This is a genomic window from Chitinophaga sp. MM2321, assembly GCF_964033635.1.
Classification (GTDB): Bacteria; Bacteroidota; Bacteroidia; order Chitinophagales; family Chitinophagaceae; genus Chitinophaga.
Genome location: NZ_OZ035533.1, coordinates 3,304,585 through 3,324,507 on the forward strand (window position 1 = coordinate 3,304,585; position 19,923 = coordinate 3,324,507).

Sequence of the window (19,923 nt, forward strand, 5' to 3'; positions counted from 1 at the left end):
GAACCTAAAAGTTAACCGATGCTTTAAATCCATAAGTTGCAATAGCAGGCAATGCCTTGCCAATGATTCCCTGGCTCACACCAATTCCTTCGAAGGCTGCTTCCGGATCCCCTTTCTCTCCGCTTTTATTCCATTGGAATATATTTCTTCCTACAAAACCAAAGGTCAGGTTCTCCACACGGTAACGTTTCAGGAGTTTACCCGGAACAGTATATTCCAATACCACTTCTTTAATCTTAAGGTTAGTAGCATCCTGGATCAGCGTCTGCGGGAATATCCAATACTGTTGTCCCAATACCTGTGCTGCTAATCCGTAGAAAGTAGCCAATGGATCTTCCCCATTCACTACATAATCTTCATCATTGTCTGGATCACCACCCGGCTTTAACCATACCCCTTTAAAGTAAGAAGCATCCTGTGCATACGCACCATAATTAGCATAAGTCTTTACCTGTGCAGCCATCTGCGGATATTTCATATCCTTATAGTCAGGCCATGCTAAACCGCCACTGGCAGCATCACGACCACCCACAGTATAATCATTCGGACCATTTACCAGATCACCGGTAGTCAGTAAAGAGTGACCATTGGTTTGAGAACGCCTGGTAACAGCGGAAACATACTGTCCACCTACACGCAAACTGGCCACTGCTGATAATTTCCAGTTTTTGTAACGTACAGATGTATTAAATCCAAGTATATAATCCGGGTTGTAGTTACCAATAGATTGTCTGTCTTTTTCTTCGCTCGACTTCGTCCACTGACCCGTATTATCCAGAATAAACATACCAGCATACTTGCTTGTGGAAGGCATCCGCCTGAATACACTACTTTCCCATAAGGTGCCAATCCTGTCACCTTCCGCCATCCTGATACTGATACCAGGACCGTTATTATAGAAAGTATACCCATTAGGAATATAAGTCTTGGACAACTTGGTGATATATGCATCCGTTTTGGTATAAAATGCTGATACATCCCAGGTCACATTTTTCGTTCTTACCGGTACAAAAGTTAAACCCAGCTCTATACCTTTGGCTTCCACTGTTCCAATGTTAGACAACATACCTCCATAACCCGTTCCCAGGGAAGTAGGTATAAAATCCTGCTGGTTTTCATGGATCTTTTTGAACAATGTAAAATCAACAGTGATCCGTCTGTCAAGCAACATCAGGTCCAATCCTCCTTCATAAGAATTTGTCACCTCTGGTTTAATATTAGGATCTACCAGTGTACCACCTATATTCAGGATCTTTACGGCACCGTAATCAACCGGGTTAAAGCCGAAAATATTGTTACTCCGCGGACGACCAATACCATGACCTACCTGCGCAATACCACCTCTTAATTTCAACAGGTTAATGAATGACGGCAGTTTCACCATCTCTGACGGTAACCAGCTAAGGGATACAGAAGGATAAAAATGATGGTTCTTATCTTCTTCCAGGATACCACTCTCGTCATAACGACCCGCCAGATCCAGGTATACCATATTATCATAGCCTACCTGTGTAGTGATATAGCCGCTTTGCGTTTTGCCAATGCCCCAGTCACTACTGGTAGATAAAGTACCTGCTACCGCATTACTCAAACTGAAATCGTTGGCACGTACCAGTCTGTCTGCATTCGCTGAATAACCATAAGAATTACCATACACATAGTTATAACCAGCAGTGGCACTTGTAGAGATCTTCTTAAAGTCTTTATTCCAGATCAACATCACATCAGAATTCACAGAAAAGGAATTCCCCGTCTGCACAGTATACCGGCCATCTGCGTTCTTGGAATCAGCAAACCCTTTGGATAACTTGTACTCATAGTTGTCGCCATTATAGTCCATACCAGACCTTAACAACAATTTGAGCGGAGAGGCCAGTTGCCATTCCAGTTCTGCTTTTCCAAAGAAATTATCCTTACGGTAAGTATTGATTTCTGCATAAGTATACATATATGGATTATCCCCGTAAGGATCTCCATTGGGTTTATATTGTGGTGCATTCTGTTTAATACCCTCAAAACCATTCAGCCAGATGTTCTTCATATCTTTGATGGGCTGAAAATGTGCCAGGAATACAGAAGTCAGCTGGTTTACTACTTCATTGTTGGAAGATGATTTGTTAGGAGAGTATTGGGATACATAGTTACTGCTAACAGAGATCTTTACCTTTTTGGAAATGTTATAGGCCGCATTCAGATTTACGGTCATACGGTCGGTATAGTTATTAGGCATCACCCCTTTGTTGTGCATCTTACCTAATGAAAACCGGAACGACCCTTTCTCTGAATTACCAGTAATAGCTGCGTTATAGTTATTAGTGGCTCCATTCTCCATGTACTCCTTCAAACGGTTTTCCTGTGTAGCCAGAAATGGTACAGAATCATATGCCTGTTTCACCATATCCCAACGCTTAATATTGAAAGAACCATCCATTTTAGGACCCCAATCATAGCCACCACCTTCAATATAAAAGGTAGTTCTTGCACCTGAACCATACATCGTCTGGGTTTCAAAGAAGTTATAAGGATGATCTATCGCCATAGAAGTATTAAACGATACGCCTAAACCCTTCTTTGCTCCCTTACCGGATTTGGTAGTGATCATGATTACCCCGTTACCAGCTTGTGAGCCATACAACGCACCTGCACTTGCACCTTTCAGCACGGAGATACTTTCAATATCATCCGGATTCAACTGGGAAAGCAGGTTCCCGAAATCCACCCCGCTCTTATTGGTAATGTCTGTAGTCCCTAAAGGAATACCATCTATAATATAGAGCGGCTGACTTTTAGCGGTAGAATTAGGCAAATTTAAACTGGTTGCCCCACGAATGGTAATAAATACAGAACCTGCCGGATCTGTACTCGCCTGTGTAAAGTTAACCCCGCTCATCCGGCCATCCAGTGATTTCACCACATTGGAACTAGCACCATTAGACAGGTCTGCACCTTTTACACTTGCCATGGCATAACCCAATGAACGCTTTTCGCGGGTAATACCCAACGCGGTTACCACCACATCACTCAAATTGGTAGCGGTAGACTTCAGTACTACATTTATATGCTTATTGCCGTTTACCGGAATCCGTTGTGGTATAAATCCTATATAACTGAACTCCAGGGTAGCATGCAGGTTAGGTACTACAATACGGTAAATACCCTGTTCACCGGTAACAGTAGTCATTCCTCCTTCAGCTACTCTTACTGATACCCCCAGCAGTACTTGCCCGGTTTCATCTTTTACCAAACCGGTAATAGTGGTATCTGCAACCATCGCATTATCCGGCTGCTCATTGATCAACTGAGCGTCGCCCTTTTTTGATGGTACCTTGTCATTGTTATTAAAGAAGAGCACAATCTGCCCATCGACCTCCCTATATCCGATAGATATAGGTGGTAAGATCTCATCCAACAAGGCTTTCAGCTTCTTGTTCTCTGTCTTATACGTAACTTTCTGATCTACATCAATTGAGTTCGGACTGTAGCTAAATCTGGCATTGGTTTGTTTCTCAATAATGTGAAATACCTTATACAGCTCCACATTACTGATCTTTAAACGAATCGACTTATCTAAAACCGATTGAGCTTCAATTTTATTTGCAAATAAACAGGAAGAAAATACGATAGCTACTAGGAACTGGACAATCGTAAACTTCATGACAATAAAGATTGAGGCAACGAAGAGTTGCTTTTTTTTCATAAATTTGGAAAGTTTTGATCGTTTAAATAGTCTTTTACGGGCAAAATGAGAATTCCGGAAGGAGTTCGAATAACCGATGATGTTACGAGCATTATCGGTTTTTTCTTTTTTAACGTGGATTATGTCATGGTATCAATTTTTAATACATCCTTAAATCTTGGTTAGTTGCATCCTTTACCCGTCACCAGAATCGTAGTGCCATTCACTTCATATGTAGCCCCTATTGTCAGGCAAACAATATGTAATTTCTCCAGCATCTCCTGTTTTGAAATATCTCCGGTAAATACACAGTCATAAATATTGTCATTGTCAACTATAATGGCGATGCCATAAACAGTTTCCAATTGTAGGAAGATCTCTTTCAGACTAGTTGCCTTTTGAAAGAAGAAGGCGGGCAAGGATTGCCCACCTTGAACAACATTTAAGGTATTAGGGACATTAAGTAAGGGATAAATAGAATCAGCCAGTGACGTCGCAAACTCACGACGCTTAATATCATACATTGCTTTTTGGTTAGGGACCAATATAACACTCTTTAATTCTTCCTGTTCCTTGTTATGATTACTACTATAAGTATTTTCAATTACCTGCACCTTTCCGGTTCTTACAGACACTTCCACATCCTTGGTAATACTGTTGGTCTTAATATTAAAAGAAGTACCCAATACCCTGGTTACCACATTATTATAATATACCAGGAAAGGTTGATCGTTCTTTTTGGCAATTGTAAAGAAAGCCTCACCGGTCAGATACACCTCTCTTTTGTCCCCGGTAAAATGTTCCGGGAAGCTCAACGTGGAATGCGGTGCCAGTTTTACAACACTGTTATCAGCCAATACAATCTCCATAGGTACGGACGTATTATTCACCTTTCGTTGATTCCCCACGGGGATAGATGCTTCAAATGGCTGCTCAGCAAGAGTATTTGAACTGCTATAATAATAAAACACCCCACCTAATACAATAATGGCAACTACTGCTGCAATAGAGAATGCATTCATCAGCAGTTTACGACTATGACGGATGATTAATAACTTGTTGGCATTTTCTTCAGAAGCGACTATTTTTTTCAAAATCCCTTCCGATACTTCTACCGGCAAATCCGGTCCCTCCAATGGATGCGTAAGAAAATCATGCTCCATCATTTCGGCCAACGGCTGCTCTATATTTTCACTAACCGTCATTTCGAAAAGTGCTATACGCTCTTTATCGTCAATAGTGCCATCCAAATATTTCTTTAATAATTCAATATATCTCGTTCTGTCAAGCATAACATATATCCCGTTATTTTTCCTGATTCCGGGGAGCAAGCCTTCTGCTATCTATATATACAACCATTTTACCGGCTCGGAGTACACGGTAAGAAAATATTTTTTCAGAAAGACGATATATCACACAAAACAGCCACAAAGATGGAATATCTATAATATAATTCACCGCTGGTAAGCATTGATATACGTAGGTACCAGGTCGGTCTTGATCCAGTCAGGCTAATGCGTTTCCAGGAAATAAATATCCGGATTCAACGCAGTTACCAGCGATGCACCATCCAATCCCTGGAACTCCCGCAGCAAAGAGATCCCTCAGCCACTTCGGAGGGAGAGCGATAAAATCAGGGTGTGATACAATCCGACATCTTGAAATCTCAGCGAAGCGGAAAATTGGATTATAGCGTAAGAAACAAAACGGATGGCATCAGTAGGGCGATTGCTACAGAATGTACAATGAAACACCTCGCTTGTGCCTAAATAATGCATTCAAACAAATATTTACGCCTAAGAGCCGAAAAATATTGTCACCCTTATATCCATAAGATTATTGCATATCTTTAGGGCTTATAAGCCCTCTAATGAAGACAACCTTGTACACGTTGACAGTCTTGCTTTTTCTGACAAGTTGTGACTTCAAACCAAAGTCATTTGACCAGATGATGAAGGATGTTCGGGAGGACCTCGCGAAAGAAGCAGAAATAAGTAACGCCAAGACTTTAGCCTGGGAAAGTCTTGTGGACAATCTTTATAGAATGGCAGATACAAATCAAGCTGTTGCTTTCCGAAAAATCAACAATTTAATTTCTAGCGACACTTCACTTGACCAATATAAAATTTCAGTTTTACATTTCATCAAAGGCGACATCTATTACCACATTGACAGTTTGCAAAAATCAGTAACCGAATTTACAGCGGCCGGACGCACCTATAATATGGGAGCACCCAAAGACCTTGCTGCAAGGGCTGGAGCATACCTTAAATTAGAACAATACAATAATGCCTTTGCTGATCTAAATAAAGCAGCGGAAATTAATTACGGCTACCTTTGGAATGTTGGAAACTACTATGAAATAATTGGTAACATAGACTCTGCGATTTCAAATTACACAAGACTTTATAATCGAGATACGACATTTTATAAGTTTTGCCAAGACAGAGCTGCTGAACTAAAGAAGTCGAATACAAAGTTACTAACAGAGCTTGTTTATCGTGATAGAAAAAGAGCCGTTATTCTTTTAAAAGGAGTGGAATAAAATTGTTCATAATAGAGGATTTGCGTTGGGGCTGGCTGGTAAATAGAGATAGAAAAATATTTATCCCGGCAAAATTTTCTTCAGAAAAAAAGCATCGCTTATAACCAGCTACCACAGCACCTTAGCGGCGAACAAATTTCACGGACTATGCTTCATTAATTAATTCATAATGCTGTACAACAGGGAAGGGATTATAAAACTCATGCAATAATTTTTTCCATTCCTGGTATACAGCAGATTGCCGGAAGCCGGTTGTATGACTTTCCAGTGTATCCCAGTTGACCAGCAGAATATAACGGTTAGGCTGTTCCAGGCATCGTTGTAATTGCAGATCGGCAAAGCCTTCTATGGAGCTGATCAGTTTTTTTGCCATATTGAAATTGATCTCAAATTGTGGTGTTCTTCCGGCAATAACATCTAATACGGCGACTTCTAAAATCATAACTGGCGGGTTAATGTAGTAAAATGATAGCACCACAATATACTACAGTAAAACGGCAAAGTGCAGGTGCCACTCCATTTCAAGCAGATATTTTGCATCCGTAACAGCCACTCCCTCCCCTGCCTCAAAAAAAATACCGCCACAATTATGATAATTAAACCAAAGTGCGTAAGTTTACCCTATCAATTCAGTAGACTAATAAAAAAGACCAACTGTACTGCTGGAATTCTTCACAGGATGCTTCGCGTTGCTACCCACCACATGCAACTGTAGCGCCCTTATCATTTATGCATATATAATATGAACAGAACAGTAAAAAACTGCTACCTGCTGGTAGCAGCTACCCTTGCTATGCAAACAGGTTTTGCCGCTAGCCCGGTATTGCGCACCATGGTGGTACAAGCACAAAACACCGGCGTAATCAGCGGCATCGTCACAGCTGCCGACAACGGCGAACCCCTTCCCGGCGTAACCGTACGCATCAAAGGCAGCGCAAAAGGCGTATTAACTAATGCCTCCGGACACTTTACCATCACCGTATCCGGCAACAACACCCTGCTTATATTCAGCTATACAGGTTTTGATCAGCAGGAGATTGCAGTACAAGGAAACATACCGCTGCAAATATCATTGAAACCCGCTTCCGGCAAACTGGATGAAGTGGTAGTGGTAGGTTACGGTCAACAGAAAAAAGTGAACCTCACCGGCGCCATCGCCTCCCTGGATCAGAAAGCATTGGCTAACCGTCCCATCACCAATGCCACACAGGCATTGCAGGGACTTCCCGGCGTATATGTCAATCAATCCAAAGGCCGCCCCGGCGCCGACGGCGCCAGTATCCGCATCCGTGGTGTAGGCACTCTCAACAACAACGACCCGCTTGTATTAGTGGATGGCATTGAGTTTCCCCTCAGCGACATCAACCCCAACGACATCGAAAGCGTTACTGTATTGAAAGATGCCGCCTCCGCAGCCATCTACGGAAATCGTGCAGCCAATGGCGTTATACTGGTGAAAACCAGGACAGGTAAAGCAGGTAAGTTCCAGGTAGACTACAACGGCTACGCAGGCTTTCAGCGTGCATCACAGCTGCCCACCGTTGTGACGGATGCGCTTACTTACATGGAAGGTAAAAACCGTGCCCTGGCCAACGAAGGCAAGCCTGCGGAGTATAGCCAGGCATTGCTCGATGAATACCGCAACGGCAAAGATCCTTACATCTACCCCAACACCAACTGGTTTGATGTGATGTTCCAGGATGCACCGATACAGGAACATAACCTGCGCTTCTCCGGCGGTAACGAAAAAACAGTGTTCGGCATATCCCTCGGATACCTTGACCAGCAAGGTATTCTCGTCAATACCGGCGCTAAAAAATATTCTATCAGCAGTAATATTACTTCTACGATTAACAGCAAACTGAAGATAGGCGCCAACCTGCTGGGCACTTACTGGCAAAGCCGCGAAGGCGCTTACACCTCCGATGAAGGAAATGGAGAAGGTGGCATCATGGGACTGATATACCGTGGCCTCCCCATGCAGATCCCCGTTGCACAGGATGGCAGCTATGCAGATCAGTGGGTGCGCGTACCCGGACATAATTTCTTCCGTAATCCCTATGCACTGAGCTACGAAGGATTCCGGAAAAATAATTCCCTTCGCTCGCTGGCCAATGTATTTGCTGAATACCAGCTACCCTTCGGAATCAGCTACAGGGTTACATTAGCGGTCAACATGCAGTTTACCCGCGAGAAATATGCCTACCCGCAGATCCTGCTCACCAACCCCAAAACAGGTGTACAAACTGCCATGGGCAACATCCCTGCGAGAGGCATTACACAGTCCAGTAAGGACAGCATCAACATCACTAATTATCATACGCTCAACTACGATAAACAATTAGGCAAACATCACCTGGGCGGCCTGCTCGGTTTTAGTGTGGAATCATTCAGCGGCAGCGATTTCACAGCATCCAACCAGGGATACCTCGGCAACGAAATCACGGAACTCAATGGTGGCAGCACCTCGCCACAGGTGAATGGAAAATCTGCACAATCAAAACTAGTATCCTATTTCGGCAGGTTCAATTACGACTATGCCGGGAAATACCTTGCGGAAGCCAGCTTCCGGTATGATGGCTCCTCCCGCTTTGCGCAAGGCCACCGCTGGGGCTTCTTCCCTTCCCTCTCCGCCGGTTGGCGCATCAGTGAAGAAAATTTTCTGAAACAACATCCTGTCATCTCCAATCTTAAGCTGCGTGGGTCCTGGGGGCGTTTAGGAAACCAGGGTATTCCGCTTTTTAGTTATGTAGATGGCGTGACCACCGGCAGGAACTACAACTTCACCGGCACCGTTGTGAGCGGCGCCGCTGTAACACAACTAAGCGATCCTAACGTTACCTGGGAAACCACCACCATGACTGACCTGGGGCTGGATGCAGGATTCTTCCGGGATAAACTGACCCTGGAATTTGATGTGTATAATAAAGCTACCAGCAACATATTACGGCAGGTAAGCGTGCCCTCACAGGTGGGGAACCTCGCAGGTCCATTCCGCAACATCGGCAGCGTAAACAACAAAGGATATGAACTCACCGCAAATTACCGCGATCATATAGGACCCGTAGGCTATAATGTTGGCGCCAACATCGCATTCCTGAAGAATGAAGTCACGGACCTTCGTGGAGCCGTGTACTATGATGGCACCACCATCATCCGCGAAGGCTCTCCTATCAATGCTTTCTACGGATTACAAGCCATCGGCTTGTTTCAGTCGGATGATGAAATCAAAGCATCGCCCACCCAGAATACAGTAACCAAACCCGGTGATATCAAATACAAAGACATTGATAACAACGGTATCATCGATAACAACGACCGGGTAGTAATCGGCAACAGCATCCCAAAATACACGTACAGCTTTGTGTTGGGCCTCACCTACAAAGGTGTGGAGCTCACTGCTTTTTTCCAGGGTGTAAAGGATGCAGATACCTATGTAAACGGAAACCTCGCACAACCTTACCGCAACGGCGCAGGCGTTACACCGGAATGGCTTACAGATTCCTGGACACCTGAAAATCCTCAGGCAAGCCTTCCAAGACTCACTACCGCCAACGGCTATCCGCAGAATTTTCAGACCAGCAGCTTCTGGATTCAGGATGCTTCCTATCTCCGGTTAAAGAACATCCAATTGAGCTACAGCCTCCCGAAAAGATGGTTACAACGCGTTCATATCAGTGCGGTGAAAGTATTTGCAAACGGGCAAAACTGGCTCACCTTCAGCAAATTCAAACTGGGTGATCCTGAGCGGAACCTCACCAGGGGCGGACTGATAGACTATCCTATTGCGAAAACAGCTACTGCCGGCATCAATGTTTCGTTTTAATTCACCCCGATCTTTTCTACAAAAAAATGAATCTCATCATGCAACGATATTATAACTTACTTTTTCTGATTGTGGTGATCACCAGCTCCTGCGGAGACAGGTTCCTGGATGTAACACCCACTGATCGTTTTACAACAGATACCTACTGGAAAACACGCGAACATGCAGAAGCTGCACTGAATGCCACTTATGCAGCACTCCTGCAAACCGGTCTCTATGGCGGCAATACACCCGTGATGCTGGAAACCATCACCCCCAATGCGTACAGCTATAGCAGCGATTATAATAAAATTGCAGAAGGTATTCACGACGCTGCCAACGCTTCTATTGTCAACACCACCTGGAAATCCGCCTACACGGGCATTGGCCGCGCCAACAACCTGCTGGCTCATATCGATGCCATCAGTATGGACAGCACTCTCAAACAACAGTACAAAGCGGAAGCAAAGTTTTTGCGGGCGGTCTTTTATTTTCCGCTGTGGAATCTTTTTGGCGGTGCTCCGCTCATCCTGGACCCACCGGATTTTGCTACGCAGTCCACCCTCCCGCGTAACGATACCACTGCCCTGCTCACACAAATACTGAAAGACCTGGACGAATCCCTGGCAGCACTTCCGGCTGCACCTTCCGGCAACGACAAAGGGCATGCTACCAAAGGTGCTGCCCTGGCCTTTAAAGCAAAAGTGCTGTTATACGCAGGCCGCTACCAGGAAGCTGCCGATGCTGCCAGAACCGTGATCAACAGCAAAGTTTTCAGCCTGTATCCTGATTACAGGGCGTTGTTCTACCTTGAAAATGAAGGCAACACAGAAGTGATCTTTGATGCACAGTTTAAATCCCCGGAGTTTACGCATGGCATGGATATAGCACTGGATGAATACAACAGCGTAGCGCCATTACCCGATGTCATCAATGACTATTATGCTATTGATGGAAAACCTATCAGCATGTCTGCAAAATATGATGCGGCCCATCCTTATGAAAACCGGGACCCACGGCTGCAACAGACGTATACGGTTATTGGCAGTCAATACAAAGGCGCCATCGTAAAAGAAGGACAATATCCCCGTACCGGCTACGGACAGAAAAAATATACGGTGTACAAAGACAATGTAAAACCACCGGCTACTATTGCAGACGGGCAGTCGGAGTTAAACTATATCATCCTCCGTTATGCAGATGTATTACTGATGTATGCCGAAGCACAGAATGAAGCCACCGGACCTGACGCTTCTATATACAGCGCATTACACGAGATCCGTTTTCGTGCAGGCATGCCCGATATCAGCACTGGGCTGAGTAAGGAACTGCTCCGCACGGAAATACGCCATGAACGCCGTATTGAGCTGGCTGGCGAAGGATTGTATTACTTTGATATCCGGCGATGGAAAACTGCTGCTGCGCTGATGACCACCGATATTTATAATTATAAAGGTGAACGACTCGACACAAGAACATTCAACCCGCTACGTGATTACCTTTGGCCGGTACCATCCATAGCCATACAGGAAAATCCACAGCTCACACAGAATAATAATTACGGTAAATAATATATAACAATGATGAATACACGAAATTTAACGGTACTCCTGTTCCTGCTGCTATCAGAACTTCCGGCGCTTGCGCAGCAAAAGCAACAGCCCAATATCATTTTTGTGGTGGCTGATGATCTTGGTTATGGCAATCTTACCAGTTTCAATCCGGCCAGCAAAATACCAACCCCTAATATTGACAGGCTCGCTGCTGAAGGCACGAAGTTCACCCGTTTTTATTCAGGCAATACAGTGTGTGCGCCCAGCCGCTGTGCATTGATGACCGGTAAGCATATGGGCCATGCCTATATCCGGGGCAATACCCGCGAACCCCTGCGTCCACAGGATACCACCCTTGCGCAGCTATTACAGGCTGGCGGTTATACCACCGGTATGTTTGGTAAATGGGGACTGGGAGCAGAAGATACAGAAGGCGCCCCGGAAAATAAAGGATGGAATGCCTTCTATGGTTATCTCGATCAGGGTCATGCACACAGCTATTACACCGATCATCTCTTTGAATTACAAAACGGGCATACGGTAAGGGTAAATAAAGATACCAGTCTTTACTCCGATGAGCTGATCATACAGAAAGCATTGGGCTTTATCAAAGAAAATAAAAGCAAGCCCTTCTTTCTTTATCTTCCCCTCACCATTCCGCATGCGGAACTGCATGTTCCGGCTACCTATGTACAGCGGTTTCAAAATGCCGACGGCAGCAGTAAACTGGGGCCGGAAACACCTTTCATACAGCCAAAGGGATCACGATACCGCTCACAAAGTCAGCCCCATGCCGCCTTTGCAGGGATGGTTACCCGGCTGGATGAAGACGTAAGCCGTGTACTGGCACTGGTAAAAGACCTCGGACTGGATGACAACACCTACATCTTCTTCACGAGTGATAACGGCCCACATAAAGAAGGCGGCGCCGATCCCGTATTCTTCAACAGCAGCGGACCTTTACGTGGGATCAAACGTGATCTCTACGAAGGTGGTATTCGTGTGCCCCTGCTCGTTAGAGCGCCGGGTAAAGTACCTGCCGGTGTTGTACGGGATGACATCTGGGCTTTCTGGGATGTGCTGCCCACCCTCTGCGGACTTGCAGGCGCGCCTGCGCCGGGCAATATAGACGGGATCTCCTTTACGCCTGCCATTGCCGGCAAAAAGCAGGTAAAACAACATCCTTATCTATACTGGCAATTCAATGAAAAAACACTGAAAGAAGCGGTGATACAAGGCGACTGGAAACTCGTGCGGCTCAAAAACAAAGGAATTCCGGAAGTGGTTGAGCTCTACAATCTGCGGACAGATATTGGCGAAAAAAACAACCTCGCAGCCTCACAGCCAGCCAGGGTAAAACAACTTTATGCCTTAACCAAACAAGCTAAAACACCAGCAGAAAACAAATTATTTGATTGGTCAGATATGGAAGAATAAGGAGAAAACGCCAAACAATTGTGGCGTTGCAGATGTTCTTTGATTGGCCCCGAAATCGGGCTGACACAGTATGGAAACAGCTAACATCACTAAACATCTGCAAGTACCTGTAGCAGCCGGTACCGCTTACACAAAATTTGTGTATGAGATCAACGAATGGTGGCCCAGAGCTTATACCTGGTCACAGGACAAACTGATCAATCTGCGCATTCACCCGGAAGTAAACGGATTGTGTACAGAAGCAGGCCCTTACGATTTTCGTTGCGATTGGGGCCGGGTGATCCATATTAAGGAAGGCGCTAGTATCGCCTTTCTCTGGCAGGTAGGCCCTTCCCGTGTGCCGGAACCCGATCCTGACAAAGCCAGTGAGGTGTTCCTGCATTTCATTCCGGAAGGCGCCAACAAGGCGAAGATTGATTTCGGTCACCGACATTTTGATAACCACGGCGAAGGTGCCGCCGAATACAGGGAGGCACTGAATGCCCCCGAAGGCTGGGATCTGATCCTGGATTGTTATATCAAATATTGCAACGAAAAATAAAGGGGTTACTCACTGCCTGTGCCCGAACAGTCAGCAAGTAACCCCTTAAATATTTAATTATTACTGATTTTGATACGTAGATATTTTGTTTCCATGGAAGATATATCACAGCAACAAAATAGCTACATCCCTAAATTCGTAAATAACTAAATACTGTTAATCTTCGTCCGCGCTGGGCCCGTAACTACCAGGGATCGGAATGTCAAGTAACCGTAGAAATACACCTAGTTGTGCCCGATGGTGTACAATCTGGCAATACGTCATCCGGAGTACTTCCGCTTTACTTCTGATGCTGATGATGTGGTCACCATTACGCATTGTCCAGTTTTCTCCTAACTGTTCTTCCGTGGCTGCTTCCAGGTGTTTTCTACCATCTACCAGCGATGTTTCAAAAAAAGCCATCAGCTCCCCACTGTTCTTTAGTGGAGCCGGTTTATAATCGTATTTGGAGAAATCCAGCTCATCGGTGGTCAATGTCATTGATACCCAGGTTGGCAGTTCAGCTACATGCGTAGCCAACCGTAGCAGGCTCATACTTTTTTCATGCGGCTGCCAGTCGTATTTATCTTCCGGCACACGTTGCAGCATTTTACGGGTAGTAACTGCTTCCTCCTCCATTTCTTTCAGGAGTGATTGAATAGTGTTTGACATGAGGGTAATTTTTTTGTTGTTGATACAAAGTAAAAACAGGCAAGTGACAACCCTATGTCAGCAGGAAGCAGAAAAATTTTTATTTTTTTTAAAAGACAACCAGGAATACCTGTTTTCTTACAGCGCAACCGCAATCCCGCCGAAAAAGCTCCGCCCCGGGGCTGCGTTATAATACCGCTCTCCTACCGCATTCAGGTCATTTCCCAGGCTATACCGCTGGTCCAGCAGGTTGTCTGCCCCCACCTGTATGGTAACGCTGCGCCCTTTTGCACAGGCAATACGCCAGCCGGCCTTGCATTGCAACAGGTGATAAGGTCGCGCATAGGCGCTGTTGGCATCATTTAAAGGAATATTACTGGTAAAATTATGTGTCAGATAAAGATAAGTATGATGTGGAAAATTCATTAACAGGCTGCTTACCACAACGTGCTGCGGCACACCCGTAAGCCTGTTGCCGGAAAAATCCTTGCCTGCGCTGACATAATCACGGAAAGAGAAATCGCTCAGTGTATAGCTTTCCCGCCATTCCATACCACGGATCACGCCATGCTGCCGTACGGGCAGAATGGGAAGCGCGCCCATTATTTCCAGTCCGGTCTGGTTTACACCACCGGCATTCACAAAAAACTCCTCGCCATTATCATGCAGCTTACGTACAATGGCATCCTTCATACGATAATGGAATACGGCTGCATCCAGCATATACCGCTGTGATGCCGGTAGTATCCGGAGCCCTGCTTCATAGTTCCAGCCTGTTTCCGGGCGCAGGGAGGTGTTGATAATATTATCTGACGCCCGTACCTCTGCGGTGGCCGGTGGCGAGTAGCCACGGCTCACGGTAAGACGGCCGGTAGCCTGGTCATTGATAAGATAGGATAACGAAACCCGCGGCATGAACTGGGGAGAAAACGTCATCTTCGTGTGCCCGTTTTCGTTATAGGTGTAATAATAGTAGTTCATACTTCCCGCCGCTTCCAGTGTCCAGTTATGCAGATCTGCATGGAACCTTGAAAAGAAGAAATGCTGACCGGCGGTGAGTTTATCCGCTACCTGCAACGTGTCCTTCTTACCCTGCCGGTTGCCATAATTGGCAATATCAGTGCTGGTTTGCTGCAACTCCATACCGGCATACCATTTCCATTTCAGCGGAGAGGAGCTGGTGGCGCTATTCAGCAGTGCCAGGTAGGTACGGAAGCCGATTGTATTTTCATCCCTTACTTCATAGTTGGTGATAAAGGGATTTTCGAAATGGGTATTGGCGCCGAAAACGGTCAGTACATGTTGCCACCGGCTGCTTAGCTGCGCCTCATGTACCAGTCCGCCTTGCAGGGTGCGGTTGTTAATGCCGGCCTTTTGCGTAACAGCGCCGGGCAGCGTGTTGGTAGCCGGTCTGGCTGCCTTGGGATTGGCTTCAAACTGTGCCAGCGTCAGGCCGCCGGGTGTGCGGTAATCGAGATCGGCATAAAAAGCCAGCATCTTCAATACATACCCGGGCCGGTATTCCCATCGCTGTCCTATCTGTGTATAGGACCGTTTCATGGCGCTGTTTTCCCGGTAACCATCGGATTGCTGGTAGCCGTGGAATACCTGCAACCCATAATTCCCGAATTGTTGCTGATAGGCAGCCGTAGCATGCAACAGCCCATAGCTGCCACCCTGTATCTGCGCCTGGAAGTGTGTACTGTCCGTAGGCGGAGGCATCAGATCCAGCCGGATCACGCCGCCCGAATTAGCGCCAAACAGGCTACCATCCGGGCCTTTCAGGATTTCCGCCTGTCCAACCGCCGCAGGGTCCAGCAGGTTGAAATAGGTATTACCACCTGCATCTGTGAATGGCATTTCATTCATATATATTTTCACGTTGCGGATCCCGAAAGGAGAGCGCAACAGGCTACCGCGAACGGATAAACGATAACTTCCCGGTGAGCGTTCTTCCATTCGTACGCCCGCAATGGTATTAAAAGCGGGCACCAGGGAAGCGCCTTGCTGCAACTGTAGCTGCGCAGGCGACAACACACTCACGGTGGTGGGTAAACGCTGTAACCGTTCAGTAGACAAGTAGGACTTCACAACTACCTCTTCCAACTGATGCAGGGTGTCCTGCTGGGCAGCAAGTGAGGTGGCAAATAGCAAAAATAAAAAAGTAAAAAAATAACGCATAGTGTACAGGATGTAATGATGTGATATGGTGAATAATTTATAACAACAGAATATCTACCCGGTGGGCCTGTACCATTTGTTTGGTGGCAGACCAGGAGAAGATAGTAAAATAGCCATCCTGTGATGCTACCAGCGCGATGGAATCATGCTGATCATGCACAAACTGGGCAGCCGACAGGTGCCGTGTGCCGCCTATACTGGAAGGGTGTACATAGGCAGGATCTCCGCCTATGACCGGTTCTGTAATGATGATTTTTTCTACAGGGGTAGAGCTGTTGGCACGGATGATCTTGGCGCCAAAAGCCAGCAGCTCATGATGATCGTTGACAATAGTGGCCCCGTCCACAGCGGTAAGCCCCGAAACGTTTTCCACCTCCCGCCGTAATGCATTCTGCCAGTATATCTCGCTAACACTGCTGCTATCCTGGCGGATAAGGTCTGCCACCCCGGAAAAAGCAGGAGATACCGGGTATTGTAAAGGATGTACAATCGATTCCTTCCAGGAGCTATTGCCGGCAGGGGTTACCAACAGGATACCACCGCGCTTATGCGCCCGCATGGACACGGCAATCTGGATCAGCACATTTTCCGGGTTGTTCCACAAAACCGAAGAATCCAGTCCCAGCAATGATTTGAGGAGTGCTGGGCTGCAGGAAGAATACCCGCTGCTTTCATCTACAACTTTTACCTGGTCACCTTTCAGCATCGCCACATTGGTAAACTTGCCCAGTCCCTGAATACGACGGTGTTTCACTACCAGCAGTCCCGGTTCGGACACATCCAGCACGAAACAGAAATTTGGTAATTTGATAGTAGTACCCCATATATAAAGTTCATTCCCATCATGCCACACCCCTACATGCACGCCCGGCCTTTCTACGCCAGGCGCCAGTTTGGTGAGCACCATCGGGCTTAGGGGCAATGGCTTTTCAAACAAAAGCGGCTTGCCGGCCTGAACCGGATCTACAAATGCGATGGACATCCGGGTAGAATTACCCTCTTCTCTACGGAGACTTGCCCAGAAGGCTACGTCTATAATTTTTTCTACAATCTTTGCTGATGGCGCAGTTGCCAGGTTTTCTTCCCCCTCTTCCTTCGCAGCGGCAAGATGTTTAATAAAGTGCCCCTCTATAATTCCGGCTACCGCAGTAGCAGCTTGATATGTTGATTCATTTGTTTGTTCCATATGCCCGGTTTCACATTTAATTCGCCGCCGCTAACGGCGGAACGGTATGTTTTCCTACATAAATATATAACCTTTTTTTTGTCGGTTGCCGCCCGATTGATCATTATCGGGTAGCAGCATGGCTTCCTCGCTGCCATTGCTCCTTCTTACCTGAAATAACTGTATATTTATTAATAGTACTGTGTGAGATAGTTTCTTGTTTAACCAACAAAAATTAATATGCCTCAAACGCAACTCTCTACCCCGGGTCAACCAGTAACACACACGTCACTAGAAAATTTCTTTCCGGGCTACTTTGCGCTGGTAATGGCTACCGGTATTGTTTCTATAGGATTGTTCCTGTGGAAATATCCGGGGTTATCAAAGGTGCTGCTTTATTGCAATATCTTCTTCTATCTCATCCTCTGGATCATATTAATTGCAAGAACGGTCAGGTATCCGCTCATCGTGTGGAATGATCTGCATCATGCCGGCAGAGGCGTCACGTTCCTGACGCTGGTAGCAGGTAACAATGTACTGGGAAGCCAGCTTGCGCTGATCAACGGCAGCGTGAACACTGCTTTTGCATTCTGGGTCCTTGGCCTTGTCTTGTGGCTGCTACTACTCTATACTTTTTTCCTGGTGAATATTCTGAAAGAGCCCAAACCATCGCTGGAAAACAGTATCAGTGGCGCGTGGCTGCTGATCGTGGTCTCTACAGAATCAGTAGCGGTACTGGGCGCTATCATCGCTAACAACAGTCCTGCTTCGGGACTGGTGGCCTTCGTTTCATTATGCATGTATATGATTGGCGGGATGTTCTATTTTGTGTTGATAGGATTAATATTATACAGATGGTTATTCCTCAGTATGAAAGCGGAAACTATAACCCCACCTTACTGGATTAATATGGGTGCGGTGGCTATTATCTCCCTGGCGGGCTCCCGGCTGGTGATGTATGCCCGTGGCCATGATGCATTAAATCACTGGGCTAATTTTGTGGAAACATTTACCATGTTCTTCTGGTCTTTTGCCAGCTGGTGGATTCCCTTGTTATTCCTCATGTTTGCCTACCGCCATTTTGTGGCGAAGGTACCGCTGAAGTATGATCCGCAATATTGGTCGATGGTATTTCCATTGGGTATGTACGGCGTGTGTACGTTTACGTATGCCAGTATTACCGGGTTCACTTTTCTTAAACCTATTTCTGCCTTATTTGTTGTTATAGCATTACTTACCTGGATCATTGTATTGATTGGCTTGCTACGGCTTCCATTTATCAAAGAAAAATAGTTCAACCTATAAACCCGTTGCTATGCAGTTTTCTCTCAATAAAAAAGCATTCCTGATTGCTGTATTCGTTACCCTGCTATGCGTGGTTGTCTCATTTTACGGGTCCCGGAAGTTGCAGAATTTTGATCCCGCACTGATCATCTACCTGTTTGGTACCCTGTTTGCCTTATTCGGTGGTGTATACCGTTATTGTGTATGGTTGCAAAGACCGCCTACCCGCATGTATTTCAAGCGTACCTGGCAACTGGTTTTTAATGGCAGGATTTTTCTGCATCTGTATTTTATGCTGAAAGAATCTGTGAAAAATCTGTTATTCCAGCAGTTTATTTACCAGAGAGGAAAAAAAAGATGGATCGCGCATTTTTCGCTGGCTACGGGATGCATGGCGGCATTTGCTATTACCATACCGCTTACACTGGGTTGGATCAACTTCACGCTGGACCCGGCTACTGGTCTTGATCCTGCTGTTACCAATCTTTATAACGCCAATTTCTTCGGGTTTAAAGTCATGAGCTTTAAGCTGGGTTCTTTTCTCGCTTTTATCATCTTCCACGCCTTAACCTGGTGTTCCTGGCTGGTGATTATTGGTTGCGTCATTTTCATGAGCAGGCGGCTCACCAATGCAGGTTTAATAGCTACACAAACTTTTGAGGGAGATCTGTTACCACTGATCTTGCTGATCATTATCTCTGTTACAGGTCTGGGACTCAATTTCAGCTATGCCTTCATGAAAGGGATCGCCTATGATTTTATGTCCGTCACGCATGCTATTTCGGTTATCCTTTTCCTTGTATGGATTCCGTTTGGTAAGTTCTTTCATATCATTCAGCGTCCTGCACAAATTGGTGCGCATATTTATAAACAGGAAGGGATCAAAAGAGGCATGGCTGTTTGTCCGTATACCGGGCAGTCCTTTGCCACGCAGCTGCATATCGATGACTTGAAAACGGTCACCAAAGAATTAGGATTCGATTTTACACTGGAAGACGGTACTTCTCATCTTGATTACAGTCCCGAAGGTAAGCGGTCGTTACTGGCCAAAGCGCACCTGAAAGCAAGAGAAGAAGGCGGCGCTTTTTTTGGATAATTATCTCCCG

At 45.9% G+C, this 19,923-nt stretch carries 13 protein-coding genes; 7 read left to right on the top strand and 6 right to left on the bottom strand.

What is annotated here, in order from left to right:
* Positions 1-4: 4 nt before the first annotated feature.
* Both ABQ275_RS12875 and ABQ275_RS12880 read right to left on the bottom strand, forming a co-directional pair.
* Positions 5-3,697: a SusC/RagA family TonB-linked outer membrane protein gene (locus ABQ275_RS12875; RefSeq protein ID WP_349318722.1), complete on the bottom strand. Its 3,693-nt coding sequence runs from the start codon at positions 3,695-3,697 to the stop codon at positions 5-7.
* Positions 3,698-3,858: 161 nt separating this feature from the next.
* Positions 3,859-4,968, bottom strand: coding sequence for a FecR family protein (locus tag ABQ275_RS12880; RefSeq protein ID WP_349318723.1), 1,110 nt, complete (start codon positions 4,966-4,968; stop codon positions 3,859-3,861).
* Between the two features lie 578 nt (positions 4,969-5,546).
* On the opposite strand from ABQ275_RS12880, the gene ABQ275_RS12885 reads away from it, so the two are divergent.
* Entirely contained in the window at positions 5,547-6,221 is a 675-nt protein-coding gene (locus tag ABQ275_RS12885; protein WP_349318724.1) for a hypothetical protein, read from the top strand.
* 145 nt (positions 6,222-6,366) lie between these two features.
* Here ABQ275_RS12885 and ABQ275_RS12890 read toward each other — a convergent pair whose 3' ends face one another.
* Positions 6,367-6,663 carry an antibiotic biosynthesis monooxygenase gene (locus ABQ275_RS12890; RefSeq protein WP_349318725.1) on the bottom strand — a complete coding sequence of 99 codons (297 nt, stop codon included), beginning with the start codon at positions 6,661-6,663 and terminating at the stop codon, positions 6,367-6,369.
* 300 nt (positions 6,664-6,963) lie between these two features.
* On the opposite strand from ABQ275_RS12890, the gene ABQ275_RS12895 reads away from it, so the two are divergent.
* The 4 genes from ABQ275_RS12895 to ABQ275_RS12910 all read left to right on the top strand — a co-directional run bounded on the left by ABQ275_RS12895 (position 6,964) and on the right by ABQ275_RS12910 (position 13,557).
* Positions 6,964-10,047 (top strand): TonB-dependent receptor, encoded by a 3,084-nt coding sequence (locus ABQ275_RS12895; protein ID WP_349318726.1) that lies wholly within the window; start codon positions 6,964-6,966, stop codon positions 10,045-10,047.
* A 38-nt stretch (positions 10,048-10,085) separates the two neighbouring features.
* Positions 10,086-11,597 carry a RagB/SusD family nutrient uptake outer membrane protein gene (locus ABQ275_RS12900; protein ID WP_349318727.1) on the top strand — a complete coding sequence of 504 codons (1,512 nt, stop codon included), beginning with the start codon at positions 10,086-10,088 and terminating at the stop codon, positions 11,595-11,597.
* A 9-nt stretch (positions 11,598-11,606) separates the two neighbouring features.
* The gene (locus ABQ275_RS12905; protein WP_349318728.1) at positions 11,607-13,016 is read left to right on the top strand and encodes an arylsulfatase; all 1,410 of its coding nucleotides are present in this window, start codon (positions 11,607-11,609) and stop codon (positions 13,014-13,016) included.
* Between the two features lie 70 nt (positions 13,017-13,086).
* Positions 13,087-13,557 (top strand): hypothetical protein, encoded by a 471-nt coding sequence (locus tag ABQ275_RS12910; protein WP_349318729.1) that lies wholly within the window; start codon positions 13,087-13,089, stop codon positions 13,555-13,557.
* 156 nt (positions 13,558-13,713) lie between these two features.
* On the opposite strand, the gene ABQ275_RS12915 is transcribed toward ABQ275_RS12910, so the two are convergent.
* The 3 genes from ABQ275_RS12915 to ABQ275_RS12925 all read right to left on the bottom strand — a co-directional run bounded on the left by ABQ275_RS12915 (position 13,714) and on the right by ABQ275_RS12925 (position 17,554).
* Positions 13,714-14,208 carry a DinB family protein gene (locus ABQ275_RS12915; RefSeq protein ID WP_349318730.1) on the bottom strand — a complete coding sequence of 165 codons (495 nt, stop codon included), beginning with the start codon at positions 14,206-14,208 and terminating at the stop codon, positions 13,714-13,716.
* A 117-nt stretch (positions 14,209-14,325) separates the two neighbouring features.
* Positions 14,326-16,368 carry a TonB-dependent receptor domain-containing protein gene (locus ABQ275_RS12920; protein WP_349318731.1) on the bottom strand — a complete coding sequence of 681 codons (2,043 nt, stop codon included), beginning with the start codon at positions 16,366-16,368 and terminating at the stop codon, positions 14,326-14,328.
* A 37-nt stretch (positions 16,369-16,405) separates the two neighbouring features.
* Entirely contained in the window at positions 16,406-17,554 is a 1,149-nt protein-coding gene (locus ABQ275_RS12925) for a putative sensor domain DACNV-containing protein (RefSeq protein ID WP_349318732.1), read from the bottom strand.
* A 219-nt stretch (positions 17,555-17,773) separates the two neighbouring features.
* Between ABQ275_RS12925 and ABQ275_RS12930 the strand changes: the two genes are divergently transcribed.
* Together ABQ275_RS12930 and ABQ275_RS12935 are read left to right on the top strand one after the other, a co-directional pair.
* Complete coding sequence (locus ABQ275_RS12930; RefSeq protein WP_349318733.1) at positions 17,774-18,826, top strand: tellurite resistance/C4-dicarboxylate transporter family protein; 1,053 nt, start codon at positions 17,774-17,776, stop codon at positions 18,824-18,826.
* Between the two features lie 22 nt (positions 18,827-18,848).
* On the top strand, positions 18,849-19,913 hold the full coding sequence (locus ABQ275_RS12935) for a hypothetical protein (protein ID WP_349318734.1): 1,065 nt from the start codon (positions 18,849-18,851) through the stop codon (positions 19,911-19,913).
* The last annotated feature ends 10 nt before the right edge of the window (positions 19,914-19,923 follow it).